The sequence below is a fragment of the Streptomyces sp. NPDC051578 genome (assembly GCF_044454045.1).
GTDB lineage: Bacteria > Actinomycetota > Actinomycetes > Streptomycetales > Streptomycetaceae > Streptomyces.
Window position 1 is genome coordinate 322,271 of record NZ_JBITDH010000002.1, and the last position, 18,105, is coordinate 340,375.

An 18,105-nucleotide genomic window follows, 5' to 3' on the forward strand; every position below is an offset into this window, starting at 1 on the left:
CCCTTCGAGGGCTCCTCCTCCCATCATGGTCGAAGGGGCCGGGCGGCGCGCGAGGGGGCGCCGCCCGGCGCGGGAAGGCGCCGTCAGCCCGCGCGCCCGTACCGCACGTCGGAGGTCCAGATCCGTTCGAGGCGCACCCGGCCGCCCGGGCGGGGGGCGTGCCAGATCTTGCCGCCCCCGGCGTAGATGCCGACGTGGCCCATGGTGGATCCCCGGGGGAAGAAGACGAGGTCACCGGGCGCCCGCTGGACGGGCGGGATGTGGCGGGTCTGTTCGTACTGCTGTTCCGCGGTGCGCGGCAGCCGGCGTCCGGCCTTGCGGAACGCGTAGAAGGTCAGCCCCGAGCAGTCGAAGCGTTTGGGCCCCGCGGCGCCGTAGGCGTACGGGGCCCCCCGTTTGGAGGCGGCCACCGCCACGGCTCTTACGCCATGCGATACGGCCGCCTGGGCCGGTGAGGCGCTGCCGGTCACCGTCGAGGCGGCGAGGAACAGGCCGAGGAAGGACAGGGCGAGGACGCGGGGCGAGGCGGCGGGGGGCCTGGTTTCTCCGGGTGAATGGGCGTCTTCCGTTCCGTAGGGGGCCATCGTGATACCTCCGCATTGGGTTGCAGGAACAGCCCCGGTGCAGGGGCTGGTCTTGATCGACATGCGCTTGGCTCTCGACGGCCGACCAGTCTTCCTTCCAGGTAGGAGATTTCTGCTGATTTGGCGTCCCCTGCGGTGTATCGGTTACGTAAAGAGACCGGTCCCCCCTCTCCGGCTACGCGGAGTCACGGCGGCCCGGGCGCCGACGCCGGATCCTCGGTTGTGATCATGGGCGTCCCCGTCAGCTCGAACAGGCGCCGCACCTGCGGCGAGCGCACCCCCGCCACGCGCAGGGTCCGGCCGTGGGCGCGGGCGTGCCGCGCCGCACCGAGCAGGACGTTCAGTCCGGAGCAGTCGCAGAAGGAGACCCCGCTCAGATCCGCCTCGATCCGCGTCACCCCGTCGGAGAGCGCCTCCTCGAGCGCCTCGGCCAGCAGCGGAGCGGTCGCGATGTCGATCTCGCCCGTGACCGACACGGTGATGCGGCCGTCGCAGCGGTTCGTCGTGACGGCCGCCGCGACCTCCTCCGGCGTCGGGCCGGGTTCGTACGGACGCCTGGACATCTCTCGCTCCTTCCTCCCCCCCCCGCGGGGCCCCTGGGGCTTCGCCCTCAGGTCTCCCGGCGCTGGGTGTCGCTGTCCTGGCGAAGCCGGTGCGTGTGGCGGGTCATCTCGTCGATGCGCTCGGCGAGTTCGGAGTGCTCGGGGCGCAGGTGGCGCCGGGTGTCGGTGAGGGGGCGGACGAGGTGCGACGCGTCGTCGCGGGCGAGGGCCTGGTTGAGCTCGCCCAGCTGGCGGTCCGCGCTGGCCGGCAGGTCGGTCAGCGCGGTGACCTGCCCGGCCAGCCGGCGCAGGCCCGCGGCGTTGTCCCGGGCCCACGCGGTGACGGTGCGCTCGGCCGCCCGCCGGTCGCGCACCGCCTGCACCCGCTGCTCACCGGTGACCCCCGCCTCACCGGGGCGCTGGCGCAGGTAGCGCCGCTCGGCGGCCTGGCGGCTGGCCACGCCGAGGGGACCGGCCAGGTCCGCCCAGCTGGCGCCGGCTTCCCGGGCGGTCTCGATCAGGCCGGTCTCCCAGCCGGCCAGCTGCTCCCGCACCCGGCGCAGCAACAGGAGGGAGGCCAGGGCCGGGTGGGGTCCGTCCGGGGCCCCGGGAGGGGCGCCGACGGGCTCGCCGCCGTCGGCGCTCTGGGCTTCCCGGACGGCCCGGTCGATGGCTTCCAGGGCCGCCGCCGCGGCGAGGAACGAGGCCGGGCCCGTACCCGCTCGTGGGGTGGGCTGCGCGGATCCGGTCATGGGGCACTCTCCGTGGGTCTGGTCGTCTCGTCATCCTCCAGATGACGTTTCACTTGTCATCGTCTGGATGACATGTTACAACGGAAGCACGTTGAAGCGCATTGGCAGTTCCTGCCTGAACCGACTGGAGGTGTTTCGCGATGTTGATGCGCACCGACCCGTTCCGCGAGCTCGACCGGCTCACCCAGCAGCTGATGGGCACGACCGGCACCTGGTCGAAGCCGTCCGTGATGCCGATGGACGCCTACCGCGAGGGCGACGAGTACGTGATCGCCTTCGACGTCCCGGGTGTCTCCGCGGACGCGATCGACATCGACGTCGAACGGAACATGCTGACCGTCAAGGCCGAGCGCCGGCCGACGGTCAGGGGCGAGGACGTCCAGATGGAACTCTCCGAGCGACCCCTCGGCGTGTTCTCCCGGCAGGTCATGCTCGCCGACACCCTGGACACCGAGAACATCAAGGCCGACTACGACGCGGGTGTCCTGACCCTGCGCATCCCGATCGCCGAGCGCGCCAAGCCGCGCAAGATCACCATCAGTGCCGACGGCGGCCGCAAGGAGATCTCCGGCTGATCGGCCCCTCGGCCACCCAGGCGGCGGAGGACGGGCCGTTCCACTCCCCCCGGCAGTCCCGTCCTCCGCGCCACCCCGTGAGCGGTCTCCCGGCGGCGCCCGCCACCCGCGGGCGCCCGTACGCCCCCGCGAACACCGAGGAGGACAGGTCCCATGGCCTTGCGTTGGGAGGCGTTCCTCGACCAGGTCCAGGAACGCGGTGAATACGACACCCCTGAGGAAGCCGACCGCGCGGCACGGGTCGTCCTGGCCCTGCTCGGCGCCCACATCGTCGGCACCGAGCGGGCGGAACTCGCGGCCCGTCTGCCCGAGACGTACTCCCTGATCCTCCTCAACCCGCTCCAGGCGGTGGAGCCGCTCTCACCCGAGCGCTTCGTGAGCGCCACGGCGGCATGGATCGAGGGCGCCTCGCGGGCGACGGCGGCCTGGGACGTCGGCGCGGTGCTCAGCGTCGCCGCCGACGCGGCAGGCCAGGACCTCACCCGGCGGCTCCTGCTCCAGCTGCCACCCGGCTACGACCTCCTCTTCGGGCGCCCGCAGGCCGCCTGACCCTTCGCCACCCCCCGACCCATCGATCCAGAAAGGCGCACAGCATTCATGTTCCACCGGCCTGAACAGCTTCGGCAGGCGCCGGAGATGACCTACGACCAGATGGTGGAGAAGGTGCGGTACGAAGGCGCGTACCCCACCCGGGAGCGGGCCGAGGACGCCGTCCGCCGCGTCATGTCGGCCCTCGGCCGCCAGGTCACGGGCGACGAACGCGTCAGCCTGGCCGCCCGCCTGCCCGTGGAAGCAGCCCTCGCCTTCACCGCTCAGGTCCCCGACGCGCGGCCGCTGACCGGCTGGGCGTTCGTCAAGGACCTCGCGAGCCAGTCCGGCGGTACGCCCGCCACCGCCCGCTGGGAGGCCGGCGCGGTCCTCACCGTCGTCGCCGCCCTTGCCGGGCCGGACCTCCTCGCCCGCGTCCTGTCCGGCCTGCCCGACGGCTGGGCCCTCCTCTTCGGCCAGGCCCAGCTGCTCACCCCCCAGCCGGCCCGCAGCGCGGCCTGACGCCCAGCCGCCGGTAGACGGGGGCGGGGCCGTGTGCCGCCCCCGGCCGGGCGCGGTCCACCGCCCCCACCCGTCCGGCGTTTTGCGTCGCTCAGGGACGCGCCCGTCGAGCCGATCTCCGTGAGGTGGTCTGCGCCGGGTTCCGGTGACGGGATCAGGCCAGTCCTCCTGGGCGAGGCGGCGCGGTGGCTCGGACCGCTGATCGGCTTTCCGCATCGCCGAACGCCGCGTCGGCTACGGGTTCTTTCGTGCTTGCGGCATCCGGATGGAAGCGGGGCGGCGGGGGAGTACGGGTTGTTCCATGCGGACTCGCCCTCCCCGACCTCTGCGGTGCGTTAACGCCGGTGATCTTCGTGACTGCGGCCAGGATGGGCGCACACCGCCGTCCGTCCCTCGGGCCGGTCCGAGCGGTCTCGACCGGTCGGGGCGGCGGGATCCCACCGGCCGACCTCCGCGAGGCGGCGCGAGTCGGCGTTCGGCTTTTCGGTCCCGGTCTCCGGCATCGCCGAACGACGCGACGGCGACGGGTTTACCGGCGGCGGGGGAGCGCGAGCTGTTCGACGCCGGATTGCCCCCGCCCCGCTGGGCACTGCCACGCCGCTGGTCTTCGAGACGGCCCGCCCGGATGGGCGCACACCGCCGTCCGTTCCCTCGGGGCCGGTCCGAGGCAGTCTCGGCCGGAGCCGACGGCGGGTCACGCCGGATCACCTGGGCGACGCGACGCGGTGGCTCGGGCCGGTGATCGGCTGGCCGCATCGCGTACGCCGCGACAGCGACGGGTTCTTTCGTGCTTACGGCATCTGGATGGAAGCGGGGCGGCGAGGGAGCACGGGCTGTTCGGGGCCGTATCGCCTTCGCCCTGGTGCCGTGCCGCTGACGCCCGGTGGTCGCCGTGACGGCGGCCGGGATGGGCCACGCCGCCGTCGAGTACGTGGCTGACCGCTGCTCTTCGCCGGGGGGCCGGATGTGCCAAGGGAGCGGCCCGAGGCTTCGCGTGGCGATCATCGCCCTGACCTCGCCAACTTCGCCGTGGCACCCGCCGCCGGTATCGGCATCGGCCCGGGCCACGGCGGGGCGCCCGTCCTCGCGCTCGGCCGTCGGCAAGGCCGCGCCGAGCCGAGTTCCGTGGCCCGTCCTTCCCAGCTGCGTGCTTGCGCACGGCGTCGTGCACCGCGCATCGCAGACCACGGGTTTGGCGATGCCCGGTCCACGTCCTGCCCGTCGATACATCGTTGCCCGTACCGTTCGGCACCGTCCTGCCCACCGAGCTCGCCGTGCCGCCTGGCGGTACGGGCTGCCCGTGCGGCCGGGGCCTTGTGCCGTCCGCGCCACTCGGCACCGCAGTGCTGCCCGCGCAGTCTGGAGGTATGGGCTGGCCGCGCCGCTCGGCCGCCGTGCTCGTCGCGCTGCCGGGGATGGGCTGCCCGTGCGGCCGGGGCCTTGTGCCGTCCGCGCCACTCGGCACCGCAGTGCTCCCCGCACAGTCTGGAGGCATGGGCCGGCCGCGCCGCTCGGCTGCCGAGCTACCCGCGCGGTCCGGCGGTACGGGTTACCCGTGCTCGGGGATCGCCGTGCCCGCCGCGGTCCGGCGGCATGGGCCGGCCGCGCCGCGCGGGACCGCCGTGCTGGGGCCGTACTCGCCACCGTCCGGCGGTAGGGGGTTGCCTGCGCCGCTCGGCCGCCGTGCTGGTCGGGACTGCCGCGCTCGTCGTGTCGCCCGGCGATACGAGCCGCCCGCGCCGCTCGGCCGCCGCGCTCGTCGCGCTGTCCGGCGGTACGGGCTGCCCGTGTTCGGGATCGCCGTGCTCGCCACCGTCCGGCGGTAAGGGCTGCCTGCGCCGCTCGGCCGCCGTGCTGGTCGGGACTGCCGCGCTCGTCGTGTCGCCCGGCGATACGGGCCGGCCGCGCCGCTCGGCTGCCGAGCTACCCGCGCAGTCCGGCGGTACGGGTTGCCCGTGCTCGGGATCGCCGTGCCCGCCGCGGTCCGGCGGCATGGGCCGGCCGCGCCGCGCGGGACCGCTGTGCTGGGGCCGTACTCGCCACCGTCCGGCGGTATGGGCTGCCCCCGCCGCTCGGCCGCCGTGCTCGTCGCGCTGCCGGGGGATGGGCTGCCCGTGCGGCCGGGGCCCTGGGCCGTCTGCCGCACTCGGCACAGCCGTGCTCCCCGTGCAGTCCGGCGGTACGGGCTTTCCGTGCTCGGGGCTGCCGCGCTCGTCGTGTCGCCCGGCGGGACGGGCCGGCCGCGCCCGGGCTGGCCGCCGCGGCGGCCGGTTCTGGTGTGGCCGGTGATCCGTCGGGTGGGCGTCGGCCCTGGTCACCTGGGTGAGGCGGCGCACCGCCCATGGACGGGACCACATGGCCGCTCGGCTGGGGCGGCGCACCGCCCGCGGGCGGGACCACCAGATCGGCCCGGGGCGGCCGTCTCAACCGTCGCCCCGGGGTTCCCAAGACTCTCGGGAACCCGATGCGCACGGTCACAACTGCCGCTCTTTGCCCTGGCGTTACCCGACACACTCACCCGTTGTGTTTACCGCCGGGATTTTCGGTTACAGGATGTAGTGACAGACAGGCAGTGAAAGACCGTCAGTACCCGACGGAAGGCAGGAACATGAACCTCGTTGCCGGGCTCATCCTCGTCGCGGTCCTCGCCCTCATCGCCCTCCTGGTCGTGGCCCCTTCGGCCCCCTCGCGGCGCAACCCCTTTCCCGGCCGCCGACGTTCCGGCGCGCACCGGCTGAAGACCGTTCCCCAGCAGCGCGGCGCGGGCCGCTTCCACACCCCGCAGTGACCCGCACCGGGGCACCCTACTCCCCCAACCCCCTCGTGGGGGAGGGGGAGTTTTCATAACCGGACGGCGTCCGCAGCGTCTCGTCCCACCCTCTTGACGCGACCGGAGAGCCCTCACATACTGGCGGCCAAATCGATTTGGCTACGTCGCCGCGACCCCCGTCCCGGGCCGTGGGACCAGCCATATCCGGAACGAGCCGAACGGAGCTCGAACGTGCCCGGTTTCCGCATCGCGAACCGCCGTCCCGTACCACCGCAACCCGACCCGGAGACCCAGCCGGACCCGGCAGACCAGCCGCCCGCGCGGCCTCACCCCGACGAGCGGCGCCCCGACGAGCGGCGCCCCGACGAGCCGCACCCCGTGGACCAGACCCGCCCGGCGGGCAGGATCCTGCTCTTCGGCGTCCAGCACGTCCTGGTGATGGCCGCGACACCCATCTCGGCGATCTTCCTGATGAGCGCGACGCTCGGGCTCGACTCCCGGCTGACGGTCAAACTGCTCTCCGCGGCCTTCGTCCTGTCCGGGATCGGCTCGCTCATCCAGTCCCTCGGCCCCTGGAAGATCGGACCGCGGCTGCCGTTCGTCATGCTCCCCGGCGGCGCGCCGCTCATCCTGTTCCTCGCCATCGCCCAGCAGAACGGACTGCGCACCGCCACCGGCGCCGTGATCCTCACGGCCGCCTTCTACTTCGTCGTGCTGCCCGTCTTCTCCCGGCTGCTGGCCTTCTTCCCGGCGCTCGTCATCGGAACGATGATCGTCATCGTCGGGGTGAACCTGGTGAAGGTCGGCGCGGTCCTGGTCACGGGCCGGCCCGGCGAGCCGGGGTTCGCCGACCCCACCCACCTCCTGCTCGGCCTGGCCACCATCGGCTTCACCGTCGCCTTCTACCGGCTCTTCACCGGGGTCCTGCGCCAGCTCGCCGTCATGCTCGGCCTGATCGCCGGCACCGTCCTCGCAGTGGCCCTCGGAGCCGCCCACTTCGGCCCGGCCCTCCACGGCCCCCTGCTGGGCGCCCCCGAGCTGCTGCCGTTCGGCTCCCCGCAGTTCAACCTGGTCGCCGCGCTTCCGCTGATGCTCTACAGCCTCGCCTCGATGGCGGAAGCCACCGGCCAGACCGTCATCAACGCGGAGGCGGTCGGCAAGACCATCGACCGCCGGGCCGACGTACCCAAGACCATCCGCGGCGACGCCGTCGTCTCCTTCCTCGGCGGGTTCTTCGGCCTGCCGCTGATGGTGACGAGCGGCGAGAACATCGGCATCGTCCGCGTCACCGGCGTCCGGAGCCGCTTCGTCACCGCCGCGGCCGGCGTGGTGCTCATCTGCATCGGTTTCCTCGCTCCCGTGACGCGCGCCATCAGCGTGGTCCCCGCGGCGGTCGTCGGCGGTACGGCCATGGTCGTCTTCGCCGTGATCACGGTGCTCGGCATCCAGATGCTGGGGCGCGCCGAACTCGACCGGCACACCAACACCTTCATCTGCGCCGTGTCCCTCGCCCTCGGACTGCTGCCCATCCTGGTGCCGGGCGTGTACGGGAGCCTGCCGCCGGGTCCGCGGATCCTCCTCGAAAGCGGCGTCGCCGTCGGTGCGTTCACCGCCGCCCTCCTCAACGTCCTCTTCCATCACCCGCGGCTGCGCCGCTCCCCGGTCGCGGCTCCCGAGCCCGCGCCACGCACCTGAACTCCGCCCACCGGAAAGAGAAGCATGAACGACGTGTCCCCCGACCACCTCACCGGCACCGGCCCCCGGCTGCTCGTGCCCGACGTGGTCCTCACCCCCGAAGGGCCGCTGGAATCACACGCCGTCGTCGTGGCCGACGGTTCCTTCGGCGCCATCGGCCCGGCCCGGGAACTGGAGCTCCAGCACCCGCAGTTGGCACCCGTACGGCTGCCCGGTCACGCGCTGATGCCCGGCTTCGTCGACACCCACCACCACCTCACCCAGAGCTTCGGCGCGGCCCTCGCGTTCGGCGAACCCTCCGAGATATTCCGCCGGGTGTGGGCACCCCTGGAGGGCGCGCTCGACGAGGAGTCCGCGTACGTGGCGGCGAAGCTGGCCGCGCTGGAGTCCCTGCGCGGCGGGTTCACCACCGTCGCGGAAGCGGGCACCCGGGCCGCCGTCGAGGCCGACGTCGTCGCCGCCGCCGCGCGCGACGCCGGGATCCGCTGCGTACTGGGACTGCTGTGCAACGACGCCCCGGGCGGGGACTCAGCGGACGTCATGGCCCAGGCGCACAAGCACCTGGCGCGCTACGACACCGACGACCTGATCCACCCGTCCCTGGCCGTCTCCATCCCCGAGGCCGCGACCGCCCGCACCCTGCGGGAGAGCGCCTGCCTGGCCGCCGAGGCGGGAGCCGTCGTACAGATCCACGTCAACGAGCACCTCGTCGCCGTAGAACGCTCCCTCGTCCGCCACGGTCTGCGGCCCCTGGAGCACCTGCACCACGTGGGGGCCCTGGGACCGCAGCTGGTGGCTGCCCACGCCACGCTGCTCACCCCGGCGGAACTCACCCTGCTCGCCGACAGCGGCGCGGCGGTCAGCTACAACCCCGTCGCCAGCGCCTGGAAGGGCAACGCCGTGGCCCCCGCGGCCCTGATGGCCGAGCGCGGCATCCGTTTCGGGCTCGGCACCGACGGCACCCGCGGCGACGCGTTCCGGCTCGCCGACGCCGCGGAGTCCGCGCAGCGGCTCGCCTACGGACTCGCCTCCGGCGACTCCTCCTGCGGCGCGGGCTGGACCTGGCTGGAGCACGGCGCGCGCGGCGGCGCCGACGCGCTCGGCCTCGGCTCCTTCACCGGAACCGTCACCGAGGGAGCGGCCGCCGATTTCCTGCTCGTCGACATATCGACCCCGGAGATGCGGCTGACCTGGGACCTGCCGTGGGAGCTGGTACGGCGCGGCAACCGAGACCAGATCAGCGCCGTGTTCGTCGGCGGCCGGCTACGGATGTGGCAGGGCTGGCCCACCGACTGGGACGGCCCCGCGCTGGTGCGGCAGGCGGCCGAACTCTCCCGCTCCGTACTGGGGCGCGCCGCTGTCACCCGGGTCCACCCCACCTCCACCGCCGCGCGCTGCGACCGCCACCGCGGACGGAGCGTGGCCCTGTGACCGGGCAGACCTTCGCCCTGCTCGCGGTGACGGTCACGCTGGCCGCCTTCGTGCAGGGGACCAGCGGCCTCGGGTTCGCCCTGATCGTCGCCCCTGTCGCGGGCCTGCTGGATCCGGCGCTGCTGCCCGTGTTCGTCCTGGCGTCGATGATCCCGCTCAACGCGTACGTGGCCTGGCGCGAGCGGGACAGCCTGGACCTGCGCGGCGCCGGCTGGATCACCGGGGCGCGGCTCGCCGCCACACCCCTCGGCCTCGCCCTGCTCTGGGCGATCCCCGACGGCCGGCTCGGGCTGTTCGTCGGGGCGGCCACGGTGCTGGCGGCGCTGGTCAGCCTGGCCGCGCCCGCCTTCACCCCCGGCCGGGGCGCGTACCTGGGCGCGGGCCTGGTCACGGGGCTCACGGAGACCGCGACGGGTGTGGGCGGCCCGCCGCTCGCGCTGGTCTACCAGCACCGGCCGCCGTCGGAGCTGCGGGCCACGATCGCGGTGTGCTTCCTGGTCGGCGAAGCGGCCTCCCTCGCCCTGCTGTTCGCGACGGGCGAGGGCAGACCCGCGCAGCTGGTCTGGGCGTTGCTGCTGCTGCCCGCCCTGGCGGTGGGGGCCTGGCTGAGCCGCCTGGTGCACCACCGCCTGGACGCCCGCAGGATGCGCCTGTTCGTCCTCGGCTTCGCCCTGGTCTCCGGGGTGGTGCTCATGCTGGGTTGAGACTGCCGGGTCAGGACGCGGAGCCGCCGCGCAGGGACGACGCGCGGACGATCAGCCGGGGTTCCGGCGCCGTGGCGACGGCTGGGGTGTCCTGCCCGCGCAGCCGGCCGAGCAGCAGTTCCACGGCCTCGGACGCGGCGTGGTCCAGGTGCAGGTCGACCGCGGTCAGCGGGGGTTCGCAGGTGCGGGCCCGCAGCCCGTCGTAGCGGGTGACGACCGCGACGTCCTGCGGGATCCGCCGGCCGCTGTCCAGGATCGCCTGGACCGCGCCGACGGCGAAGGTGTCCACCAGGGCGCAGACGGCGTCGATGCGGGGATGGGCGGCGAGCAGCGCCGCGCAGGCGTCGTACCCGGCCTGTTCCCCGCCCTCCTCGGGGGCGGCGGCCACCATCGGGTCCCAGCCGTGCCGCGCCGCCGCCCGCTCGTACACGGCCCGGGCGTCGACCCCGGAGTGCCGCGCCCCGTCGCCGACGATCAGCGCCGGCCGGACCGCGCCCTGCTCCCGCAGGTGCCCGAGCAGCAGTTCCGCGACCGGGGCTCCGCGCAGGTCGACGTACGGGGCGGCGTCGGCGGGGGAGACCGGCCGTCCCAGCGCCACGTACGGCAGTCCCCGCTCGCGCAGCTGCGCCACCGCGACGTCGTCCGTGTCGGGCTCCACGACGATGGCCCCGTCGATGTCCACCGAGTAGAGGGGGGATCCCGTACGGACCGGCGGGACGAGGACGAGCGCGTAGCCGTGCACGAGCGCGCGTTCCGCCGCCGCGGCGGCGACCTCCATGTAGAAGCCGAGCCGTGACGGACCGCCCGCCACGGCGAAGGGCATCGACGAAGCCAGCGCGATGGCCTTGGCCTCCCCCCGGCGCAGGCGCTGCGCGCGCAGGTTCGGCCGGTAGCCGAGCTCGGCGGCGATCGCCTTGATGCGCTCGCGGGTGCGGGGGTCGACCTTGCCGATCCCGTTCAGGGCATGGGAGACGGTCGTCGGTGACACCGACGCGGCCCGGGCCACATCGGCGATCGTCGGCGGCCGGGCACCGGTACCGGAAGGGGACATCTGGGGTAACGCTCCTCGCGCCGCGCAGGGGTGACCCCCATCTTCGCCGACCGGCGCCGCCGCCGGAAGACGCACCCCCGGATGCCTGAGGGCTGTCCCGTGATTCCGCCGCGCGCCCGCCGGGGATTACGGGACAGCCCTATCAGGCGCGCGCGAGGACCGCGACGGCGTTGTGGCCGCCGAAGCCGAAGGAGTTGCTCACCGCGATCTCGCCGGCGTGAGGGCGCGGTGAGCCCGACACGACGTCGATCTCCATCCCGGCGCCGGGCTCGCTCAGCCCGGCCGTCGGCGGAACCGTGTCCTCGGCCAGGGCCAGCACGGTCAGCGCCGCCTCGATGGCTCCCGCGGCGCCCAGCGTGTGTCCGAGGGCGCCCTTGGACGAGGTGACCGGCGGCCGGTGCGGGAACACGCGCCGCAGGACACCCGCTTCGATGTCGTCGTTCTGCCGGGTGGCGGTGCCGTGGGCGTTGACGTGTCCGATGTCCCCCGGCGCCACACCGGCGTCCGCGAGCGCTGCGCGGACCGCCTGCTCGGCGCCCCGCCCCTCGGGGTGCGGGGCCACCAGGTGGTGCGCGTCGGTGGAGGCCGCGTACCCGATGAGCCGCGCCAGCGGCCGAGCGGCACGGGCCGCCGCGTGTTCGGGCCGCTCCAGCACGAGGGCGCCGGCGCCCTCCGCGATGACGAAGCCGTCCCGGGTGGCGTCGAAGGGCCGCGAGCCCGTGCCCGAAAGGGCGCCGATCTGGGTGAAGCCCGCCACCATCAGCCGGGTGATGGCCGACTCCGCGCCGCACACGAGGGCGATGTCGCACTGCCCGGTGGCGAGCAGGTCCCGGGCGAGGCCGAGTGCGGTGGTGCCCGAGGCGCAGGCCGTGGAGGTGGAGAGGGCGGGACCGGTCGTCCCGAACCACAGCGCGATGTTGGCGCACGCCATGTTGATCAGATAACCGGTCAGGAAGTAGGGCGAGACGAACTCCGAGCCCCGGTCGGCCAGTCGGGCGAGGGCCTGGTCCTGCGTCAGCAGGCCCCCCAAGCCGCCGCCCGTGACGACGGCGACCCGGCCGGCGTCCCACTGCTCCGGGTCGAGCCCGGCGTGGTCGAGCGCCTGGGCGACCGCCGCGAGGGCGAGGCGGTCGACCCGGTCGAGGCGGCCGGAGCCGCGACGGCGCAGGACGGGGTGGTCCAGCTCCGGCACGCGACAGCTGACGGAGACCGGCAGACCGTCCAGGGAAGGGTCGGGTGCGCAGGTGCCTCTGCCGTCGAGGACCGCGGACCAGGTCGTGTCCCGGTCGCAGCCGCCCGGCGTGACCAGGCCGATCCCGGTGACGACGGCCGGGGAGCGTGCGTTCAACGGTCCGTGCACCGTGCGCCGACGGCTTCGGCGAACCCCGCGAGCGTCGTCGCGCGCAGTTCCTCCTCCTCGACCTTGACGCCCAGCGTCTCGTGCACGGCGATGGCCATCTCGACCACCATGAGCGAATCGGTCAGCAGTTCGCGCATCGGCGCGTCCGCCCGCACCTCGTCGCTGGGGACCTCGAACTTCTCGATGAGGAGTTCAGTGATCGCGTGGAGGACGGATTCCTGCGCGGAAATGGTCACGGCATCTCTCATTTGCGGTTTCGCGGCCCTGTGCAGCATGGTGGCGCAAAGGGCCGGCGGTCGAAGGCGAACGGAAAGTCGACTTCCCGGGCGCGCTGGGGCCCGGGTCTCGTGCCCACATAAGTACCACGGCCGCCGAATTACTCAAAACGTGTCCGCGATCGGCCTCCCGGTGACGCCCGACAGGCAAGTGAGGATCATTCATGTCGGAAATTCTTGTCGATTCGACCGTTGACCCGGTCGACCCGATCGTCGGTCCGGTCGATGTGGCCGACGTCCTCGACGTCGCCGGGACGGAGCTGCGCAATCTCAAGCGGTTGCTGGGCAAGGCGGGGGAGAGCGCCTGGGACCGGCTGCTCGACTGGCTCGTGGACGAATACTTCCGGCTGGAGGTGACGGGGTGGGAGAACATTCCGGCCGAAGGACCCGCGGTCCTCGTCGCCAACCATTCGGGTGCCTGGGGACTCGACGCATTCGTGCTGCAAAAGGTGTTCGGCCGGCGTCTGGACCGGCCGCTGCACGTGCCCGCCGCCCCCTTCGTCTTCAAAGTTCCGGTCATCGGTTCATACGCCCGCAGGAAAGGGGCCATTCCGCTCGATCCGATGCTGGGATGGGAACAACTGGCCGCCGGAGAACTCGTAGGGGTGTTTCCCGAGGGGATCGCCGGACTGGAAAAGCCGTTCGAGGAGCGCTACCGGCTGCGTCCGTTCAGCCCCGGTTTCGCCGTCACCGCCGTGCGGGCCGGCGCGCCCGTCGTACCGGTGTCCGTCGTCGGCGCCGAGGAGGCGTGCCCCAGGCTGGGTGAAGTACCGGCCCTGGCGCGCCTGCTCGACCTCCCCTGCTTCCCGCTCACGCCGCCCTTCCCGCTGCCGGCGAAGTGGCTGGTCACCATCGGGGAGCCGATCCCCGTGCCCCCGCGGCCCGGGTCCCTCGCCGAGCGTTCGGCCGCCGCGCGCCGGCTCTGCGCCGAGACCCGGGCCGCCGTGCAGGAACTGGTGGACCGGGACCGCGGCAGGCGCGAGACGCCCTTCTGGTGAGCCGTCCCGGAAGGCGGGGGCGGCTCACCCGTCGTCGGTCACCGCCCGGACGTCGGGCCAGACCAGGGTGGTCGACCCCCACGCCAGCCCCGCGCCGTACGCGGTCAGCGCCACCCGCATCCCGGGCCGCAGCCTTCCGGCTGCGGCCGCCTGGGCCAGCAGCACGGGAACCGAGGCCGTGGCCGTGTTCCCGTACGCCTCGATGTGCGACAGCATCCGACCGGGTTCCAGGCCCAGTTCGGCGGCGAGGCCGTCCAGGATGCGCTGGTTGGCCTGGTGGGCGACCACCGAGTCCAGCGAGTCGAGCGACCACCCGGCCCGCAGTACGGCCTGCGTCACCGAATCGCACATGCCGACGACCGCCTGCTTGCGCACGGCCGGCCCGTCCATCCGGAAGTACGGCGAGAACCGCGCGTCCGGCGCCGCCAGGGTGCGCTTGCGTGCCCGCGCCCCGCCCCCGGGCACTTCCAGGAGGTCGGCCTGCGCACCGTCGCTGCCCAGCTCGAACGGCCCGAGGGCCCCCGGCTCGTCGGCGTCGCCGGCCCGCAGGACCACCGCCCCCGCGCCGTCGCCGAAGATGGCCGCCATCAGCCAGTCGTCCGGGTCGACGAAGGCACTGAACACGTCCGAGGCCACCAGCAGCACGCTGTCGAGGTATCCCGAGGTGATCATCGACGAGGCGACGCCCAGGCCGTACAGGAACCCGCTGCACCCCGACGCAAGATCGAACGCCGGGACCGTCCCGCACCCCAGCCGTGCCGCCACCTCGGGCGCCCCGGCCGGCACCAGCCGGTCCGGCGAGATGGTGGTCAGGACCACCGCGTCGGTGGACGCCGCCCCGGCGGCCTCCAGCGCGCCCCGGCCGGCCCGTACCGCGAGGTCGACCGTGGCCTCCCCGTCGGCGACGCGACGGCTCCCCACACCGATACGGGAGCGGATCCACTCGTCGCCGACGGGCCGGTTCCCGCACAGCTGGGCGTTGGTGAGGGCGCGCGGCGGCACGTAGGAACCCAGTCCCGCCAGCACCGCGCCCCGGCGGCCGTCCGGCGAGCGGCCCGGCATCATCCGGCCAGCCGCTTCGCCGCGCGCCGCACGTCGCCGGCGGCCTTCGCACACCGCTCGGCGTGCCCGAGGAGGGTCATGCGGAACCGCTCGCCCGCCTCGTCCGTGTCCCAGCCGCTGTTCCCGGCGCAGGCTGCGAGGCTCTCCGCGTGCCGCTCCAGCCGGTCCGCGCTGGCGTGGGCCAGCGCCCCGTACGCGGCCGGTGCGAAGCCGCGCACCGGGACGGGCACCGCCGTCGGCAGGCCGACCGTCACGCGGCCGTCCGCGATCAGGCCGTCGGCCTCCCGGAACGCCAGGAGCAGCGTGTCCGGATCCAGCGTGTCCGGCAGCCGGTCCGCACTGAACGAGGGCGAGATCAGCACCGGGTGCACCGTCGCGACGACCCGGCGCACGACCTCCTCGGCGATGTGCTCCGCGAAGTGCGCCGCGGCGCACCCGGAGGGCGACCCGCACAGCGCCGACGGCCCCCGCCCCGGGCGGTCCTCCTCGGGCGCCCAGCCCGGCGCCCACAGGATCTCCGTCCCGTATTCGACCGCAAGCCCCTCCCACACGAAGGCGCCCTCCACCGGGTACACGGCGGCGCCGACGGCCGGGTAGCGGCGCAGGGCCTCGCCCACCGCCTCACCCGGCCCGGCCACCGAGCCCACCGCGAGCAGGGCCAGCGCCTGCGGCGCGGTCCCGGCCACCGCTCCCTCGACCACGGCCAGCGCGTGCGCGACGGCAGCACCCGCCGCTTCGGGCTCCGCGCCGTCCGCCAGTAGCCACCCGGCCAGGGAAGCGGGGTCCGGGTCCGCCAGGTACGGCGCCAGGCGCCGCGCCAGGGCCGCGCTCCGGGCCCCGTACGTACGGCTGCCCGACTCCGCCGAGGCCCGCGCGGCCATCTCGCTCAGCAGCGTGTCCTCGGCCGCCGCCGCGCCCACCACGACGCGCCGGGCGACCCGGGCCGTGCCGCGCCGCCACGTGTCCCGGTCGAGCGTGCCGTCCCCGCGCCGGGCCGCGATCACCGCGTCCACGTCCTCGGCCGCCACGGCGGCCCACTGCCCCCGCGCCACCGGGACCTCCCGCTCCAGCGGCACGTGCGGCGAGAGCCCGTAGCGCAGGCCGCCCGGCGTCAGGCCGCTGGGCGCACCGAGGACCCCCGCCTCCTCCGCCGCGGCGAGGAGACCCGCGGCGCCGTCGGCCGACGGCGGTACGAGGAAGGTCCCGAACGCGGTGCGCAGGCGTACCGGCCGACCGGAGCGGGTACGCCGCAGGTGGGCCAGCAGACCGCCGCGCACCCCGTCGCGCGTGAGCGCGTCCAGCCCCAGCGCGCGGGCCGGGGCGTCCGTCCAAGGCAGCCGGTGGGCGAGCATGGCCGCGCTGAACACGGCGTTCTCCAGCGGCCAGGCCGTCGCCGGCCGTCGCGCCGTGGTGGCCGGGCTCTCGGCAGTGGTCATCGGTCGGTCTCCCTCGTGGTCGCTGCGGTCGTCGTGGTCACTTGTCACGGAGCATGTAGGGCTGGTTCCCGACGACTTCGCCGTCGTAGGCCGTGATCAGCTTGTTGACCTGGTCCCGGTAGGTGGTCAACTCCCCGCGCAGGGTGTCCGAGTACGCCTGCGGGGCGTGCGACAGCGGGTAGTCGTACGACTCGTCGAGCCAGGACAGCTCGACCCAGCTGTCGGGGACGTCGTTGGGCGAGGCCGGGCCGCGCCCGTCCAGCATGGGGATCACGTCGTGCTTGTTGACGAGGCTGATCACCTGGGTGGTGTGGTCGGCGGGCCGCTTGCCGTCGATCGGGGAACCCACCGTGATCACGTGCGTGATGCGGTAGGCCGACGCCACGTCCACGTCCATCGCGAGGTTCATCGCGGTCAGCCCGCCCAGACTGTGCCCGACGATCATGAGTTCCGATCCGGCGGGCAGTCCCGAGCGCAGCACCAGCTGCTTCACGGCCCGGGTGTAGGTCGTGTCGGTGCGCAGCAGTCCGTCGAAGGCGCCGACGAGGTCCTGCGGGGTGCTGTTGCTCAGCAGGCCGAAGCTGGTCCCCGGCAGCAGGAGGACGTACCGCTGCTGCCCGTCGGCGCAGGCCACGCGGCGCAGCAGGACCAGCCCGTGGTTGCCCAGGGCGCCGATGTCGTTGACGTAGCTGACGATGTCGTTGCGGGACGTGCCCAGCACCTTCTCCAGGATGGAGTCCGCGTCCGCCCGCTCCGCCCGCCCGGGTCCCGGGTTGAGGTAGCCCAGGAGTGCACTCGGCAGCCCCAGGAAGGGATCGGTGGTGGGCACGCCGCCGGCGAGCGTCACCCACGAGAACTCGTCGTTGACGGGGTTCTCGTCGAGCAGCCCCGACAGGGCCAGCAGCTCCATGATGACGGGGGACACCGTGGTCAGCGCGCGGGTCACGCCGAGCCGCTCGACCAGCGCGTACATCGCCCGCAGCGCCTCCAGCCGGTTCCCGCCGACCATCGCGTCCGTCAGCCGCCTGGCCAGGGGCGAGTCCAGGTTCGGGTGCTCGACCGCCACGGCGCGGATGCGCATCGCGAAGGCGTCCACCGCCATGGCCACCTTCGCGGGACGGCGGTACGTCACGCTCCCCGCCATCCGCGCGAGTTCACCGAGGAGGCCCCCGTTCGCCCCGAAACCGAGCCCCGCCGGGCTGGTCAGCGCCTTCACGCAGGAGACCGCCGTACCCAGTGCCCAGCCGGGGCGGCGCAGCGCGTCCAGCACGAAACGCCCGCTGGAGAGCGCTCCCGTCAGTTCCGCGCCGGCCTGCTTGGCCGTGAGCGCGGCGTCCGCCAGCAGGATCGACGCCGCGATGAGCAGTTCCGCGTCGGTCCGCTCCGGGGCGCTCGTCCCGGCGCCCCCCGGCCCCTGCTGTGCGGGGACGTGCCGAGTCGTCCCGTCGACCACCTGAGTCACCGCTGTGCTCCCTTACGTCCCTGTGCGACGGCTGCGTCCCTGCGCGACGGCCGCGCCGCCTCGCCCGCTGTTCGCGCAGGCATGGTGGCACCGAAAGCGATCGCCCGGACGCGGCCCCCGCGCCGTCCCGGCACCCCGCGCGACCAGGGCGTGCCGGACGGACCCGGTCGCACGCGGCCGCGGCGCCCGCCCCCGGCGAAGGAACTCGGCCGCCCCGGAGGGATGAACGCGCGACACCGGTGTTGACAGTGGCCCGGTCGACACCCCGCGGGGCCGGAGGGACGATGGAAAGGGCGGAGCCCGCGGGCCACGCGGGACCGCCCCTCCCCGCTCCCGCATCGTCTCTTTTTTCCGGAAG

Annotated in this window: 17 protein-coding genes; 8 read left to right on the forward strand and 9 right to left on the reverse strand. The window is 74.1% G+C overall.

Going from position 1 to position 18,105, the window contains the following annotated elements; genetic code table 11:
- Nucleotides 1–83 precede the first annotated feature (83 nt).
- The 3 genes from ACIA6C_RS12435 to ACIA6C_RS12445 all read right to left on the reverse strand — a co-directional run bounded on the left by ACIA6C_RS12435 (nucleotide 84) and on the right by ACIA6C_RS12445 (nucleotide 1,878).
- On the reverse strand, nucleotides 84–584 hold the full coding sequence (locus ACIA6C_RS12435; protein WP_366081509.1) for a C40 family peptidase: 501 nt from the start codon (nucleotides 582–584) through the stop codon (nucleotides 84–86).
- Between the two features lie 185 nt (nucleotides 585–769).
- Nucleotides 770–1,147 (reverse strand): STAS domain-containing protein, encoded by a 378-nt coding sequence (locus ACIA6C_RS12440; protein WP_399275001.1) that lies wholly within the window; start codon nucleotides 1,145–1,147, stop codon nucleotides 770–772.
- 47 nt (nucleotides 1,148–1,194) lie between these two features.
- Nucleotides 1,195–1,878 (reverse strand): HSP18 transcriptional regulator, encoded by a 684-nt coding sequence (locus ACIA6C_RS12445; protein WP_366081511.1) that lies wholly within the window; start codon nucleotides 1,876–1,878, stop codon nucleotides 1,195–1,197.
- Between the two features lie 140 nt (nucleotides 1,879–2,018).
- Between ACIA6C_RS12445 and ACIA6C_RS12450 the strand changes: the two genes are divergently transcribed.
- From ACIA6C_RS12450 to ACIA6C_RS12480, 7 genes are all read left to right on the forward strand, one after another.
- On the forward strand, nucleotides 2,019–2,453 hold the full coding sequence (locus ACIA6C_RS12450; protein WP_399275004.1) for an Hsp20/alpha crystallin family protein: 435 nt from the start codon (nucleotides 2,019–2,021) through the stop codon (nucleotides 2,451–2,453).
- Between the two features lie 153 nt (nucleotides 2,454–2,606).
- The gene (locus tag ACIA6C_RS12455) at nucleotides 2,607–3,002 is read left to right on the forward strand and encodes a DUF2267 domain-containing protein (protein WP_361134895.1); all 396 of its coding nucleotides are present in this window, start codon (nucleotides 2,607–2,609) and stop codon (nucleotides 3,000–3,002) included.
- An 87-nt stretch (nucleotides 3,003–3,089) separates the two neighbouring features.
- Complete coding sequence (locus tag ACIA6C_RS12460; RefSeq protein ID WP_361134898.1) at nucleotides 3,090–3,503, forward strand: DUF2267 domain-containing protein; 414 nt, start codon at nucleotides 3,090–3,092, stop codon at nucleotides 3,501–3,503.
- A 2,608-nt stretch (nucleotides 3,504–6,111) separates the two neighbouring features.
- Nucleotides 6,112–6,291 (forward strand): hypothetical protein, encoded by a 180-nt coding sequence (locus ACIA6C_RS12465; RefSeq protein ID WP_361134901.1) that lies wholly within the window; start codon nucleotides 6,112–6,114, stop codon nucleotides 6,289–6,291.
- Between the two features lie 360 nt (nucleotides 6,292–6,651).
- A complete protein-coding gene (locus ACIA6C_RS12470) occupies nucleotides 6,652–7,968 on the forward strand; it encodes a uracil-xanthine permease family protein (RefSeq protein WP_399276205.1) in 1,317 nt (438 codons plus the stop codon).
- A 24-nt stretch (nucleotides 7,969–7,992) separates the two neighbouring features.
- Nucleotides 7,993–9,399: an amidohydrolase family protein gene (locus tag ACIA6C_RS12475; protein ID WP_399275007.1), complete on the forward strand. Its 1,407-nt coding sequence runs from the start codon at nucleotides 7,993–7,995 to the stop codon at nucleotides 9,397–9,399.
- Entirely contained in the window at nucleotides 9,396–10,103 is a 708-nt protein-coding gene (locus ACIA6C_RS12480; protein WP_366081516.1) for a sulfite exporter TauE/SafE family protein, read from the forward strand. The genes ACIA6C_RS12475 and ACIA6C_RS12480 overlap by 4 nt, the downstream gene beginning before the upstream one ends.
- Before the next feature lie 10 nt (nucleotides 10,104–10,113).
- On the opposite strand, the gene ACIA6C_RS12485 is transcribed toward ACIA6C_RS12480, so the two are convergent.
- The 3 genes from ACIA6C_RS12485 to ACIA6C_RS12495 form a co-directional block, all read right to left on the reverse strand.
- A complete protein-coding gene (locus ACIA6C_RS12485) occupies nucleotides 10,114–11,154 on the reverse strand; it encodes a LacI family DNA-binding transcriptional regulator (protein WP_366081517.1) in 1,041 nt (346 codons plus the stop codon).
- Nucleotides 11,155–11,296: 142 nt separating this feature from the next.
- On the reverse strand, nucleotides 11,297–12,502 hold the full coding sequence (locus ACIA6C_RS12490) for a beta-ketoacyl-[acyl-carrier-protein] synthase family protein (RefSeq protein WP_399275009.1): 1,206 nt from the start codon (nucleotides 12,500–12,502) through the stop codon (nucleotides 11,297–11,299).
- Nucleotides 12,499–12,750 (reverse strand): acyl carrier protein, encoded by a 252-nt coding sequence (locus ACIA6C_RS12495; RefSeq protein ID WP_366081519.1) that lies wholly within the window; start codon nucleotides 12,748–12,750, stop codon nucleotides 12,499–12,501. The genes ACIA6C_RS12490 and ACIA6C_RS12495 overlap by 4 nt, the downstream gene beginning before the upstream one ends.
- Nucleotides 12,751–12,953: 203 nt before the next feature.
- On the opposite strand from ACIA6C_RS12495, the gene ACIA6C_RS12500 reads away from it, so the two are divergent.
- Entirely contained in the window at nucleotides 12,954–13,787 is an 834-nt protein-coding gene (locus ACIA6C_RS12500) for a lysophospholipid acyltransferase family protein (RefSeq protein WP_399275011.1), read from the forward strand.
- 24 nt (nucleotides 13,788–13,811) lie between these two features.
- Here the strand turns inward: ACIA6C_RS12500 and ACIA6C_RS12505 are convergent, their stop codons facing one another.
- The 3 genes from ACIA6C_RS12505 to ACIA6C_RS12515 are packed head-to-tail and all read right to left on the reverse strand — an operon-like array spanning nucleotide 13,812 to nucleotide 17,747.
- Entirely contained in the window at nucleotides 13,812–14,852 is a 1,041-nt protein-coding gene (locus tag ACIA6C_RS12505; protein WP_399275013.1) for a beta-ketoacyl-ACP synthase 3, read from the reverse strand.
- Nucleotides 14,849–16,285: a hypothetical protein gene (locus ACIA6C_RS12510; RefSeq protein WP_399275015.1), complete on the reverse strand. Its 1,437-nt coding sequence runs from the start codon at nucleotides 16,283–16,285 to the stop codon at nucleotides 14,849–14,851. Before ACIA6C_RS12510 ends, ACIA6C_RS12505 begins: the two co-directional genes overlap by 4 nt.
- 37 nt (nucleotides 16,286–16,322) lie before the next feature.
- Nucleotides 16,323–17,747 carry a hypothetical protein gene (locus tag ACIA6C_RS12515; RefSeq protein WP_399275017.1) on the reverse strand — a complete coding sequence of 475 codons (1,425 nt, stop codon included), beginning with the start codon at nucleotides 17,745–17,747 and terminating at the stop codon, nucleotides 16,323–16,325.
- Nucleotides 17,748–18,105: the final 358 nt, after the last annotated feature.

Bases quoted from the DNA above. Each gene is read 5' to 3' on its own strand.
- ACIA6C_RS12500 (WP_399275011.1), top strand. From the start codon at position 12,954: ATGTCGGAAATTCTTGTCGATTCGACCGTTGACCCGGTCGACCCGATC.
- ACIA6C_RS12435 (WP_366081509.1), bottom strand. From the start codon at position 584: ATGGCCCCCTACGGAACGGAAGACGCCCATTCACCCGGAGAAACCAGG.
- ACIA6C_RS12505 (WP_399275013.1), bottom strand. From the start codon at position 14,852: ATGATGCCGGGCCGCTCGCCGGACGGCCGCCGGGGCGCGGTGCTGGCG.
- ACIA6C_RS12475 (WP_399275007.1), top strand. From the start codon at position 7,993: ATGAACGACGTGTCCCCCGACCACCTCACCGGCACCGGCCCCCGGCTG.
- ACIA6C_RS12460 (WP_361134898.1), top strand. From the start codon at position 3,090: ATGACCTACGACCAGATGGTGGAGAAGGTGCGGTACGAAGGCGCGTAC.
- ACIA6C_RS12450 (WP_399275004.1), top strand. From the start codon at position 2,019: ATGTTGATGCGCACCGACCCGTTCCGCGAGCTCGACCGGCTCACCCAG.
- ACIA6C_RS12485 (WP_366081517.1), bottom strand. From the start codon at position 11,154: ATGTCCCCTTCCGGTACCGGTGCCCGGCCGCCGACGATCGCCGATGTG.
- ACIA6C_RS12455 (WP_361134895.1), top strand. From the start codon at position 2,607: ATGGCCTTGCGTTGGGAGGCGTTCCTCGACCAGGTCCAGGAACGCGGT.
- ACIA6C_RS12440 (WP_399275001.1), bottom strand. From the start codon at position 1,147: ATGTCCAGGCGTCCGTACGAACCCGGCCCGACGCCGGAGGAGGTCGCG.
- ACIA6C_RS12465 (WP_361134901.1), top strand. From the start codon at position 6,112: ATGAACCTCGTTGCCGGGCTCATCCTCGTCGCGGTCCTCGCCCTCATC.
- ACIA6C_RS12445 (WP_366081511.1), bottom strand. From the start codon at position 1,878: ATGACCGGATCCGCGCAGCCCACCCCACGAGCGGGTACGGGCCCGGCC.
- ACIA6C_RS12510 (WP_399275015.1), bottom strand. From the start codon at position 16,285: ATGACCACTGCCGAGAGCCCGGCCACCACGGCGCGACGGCCGGCGACG.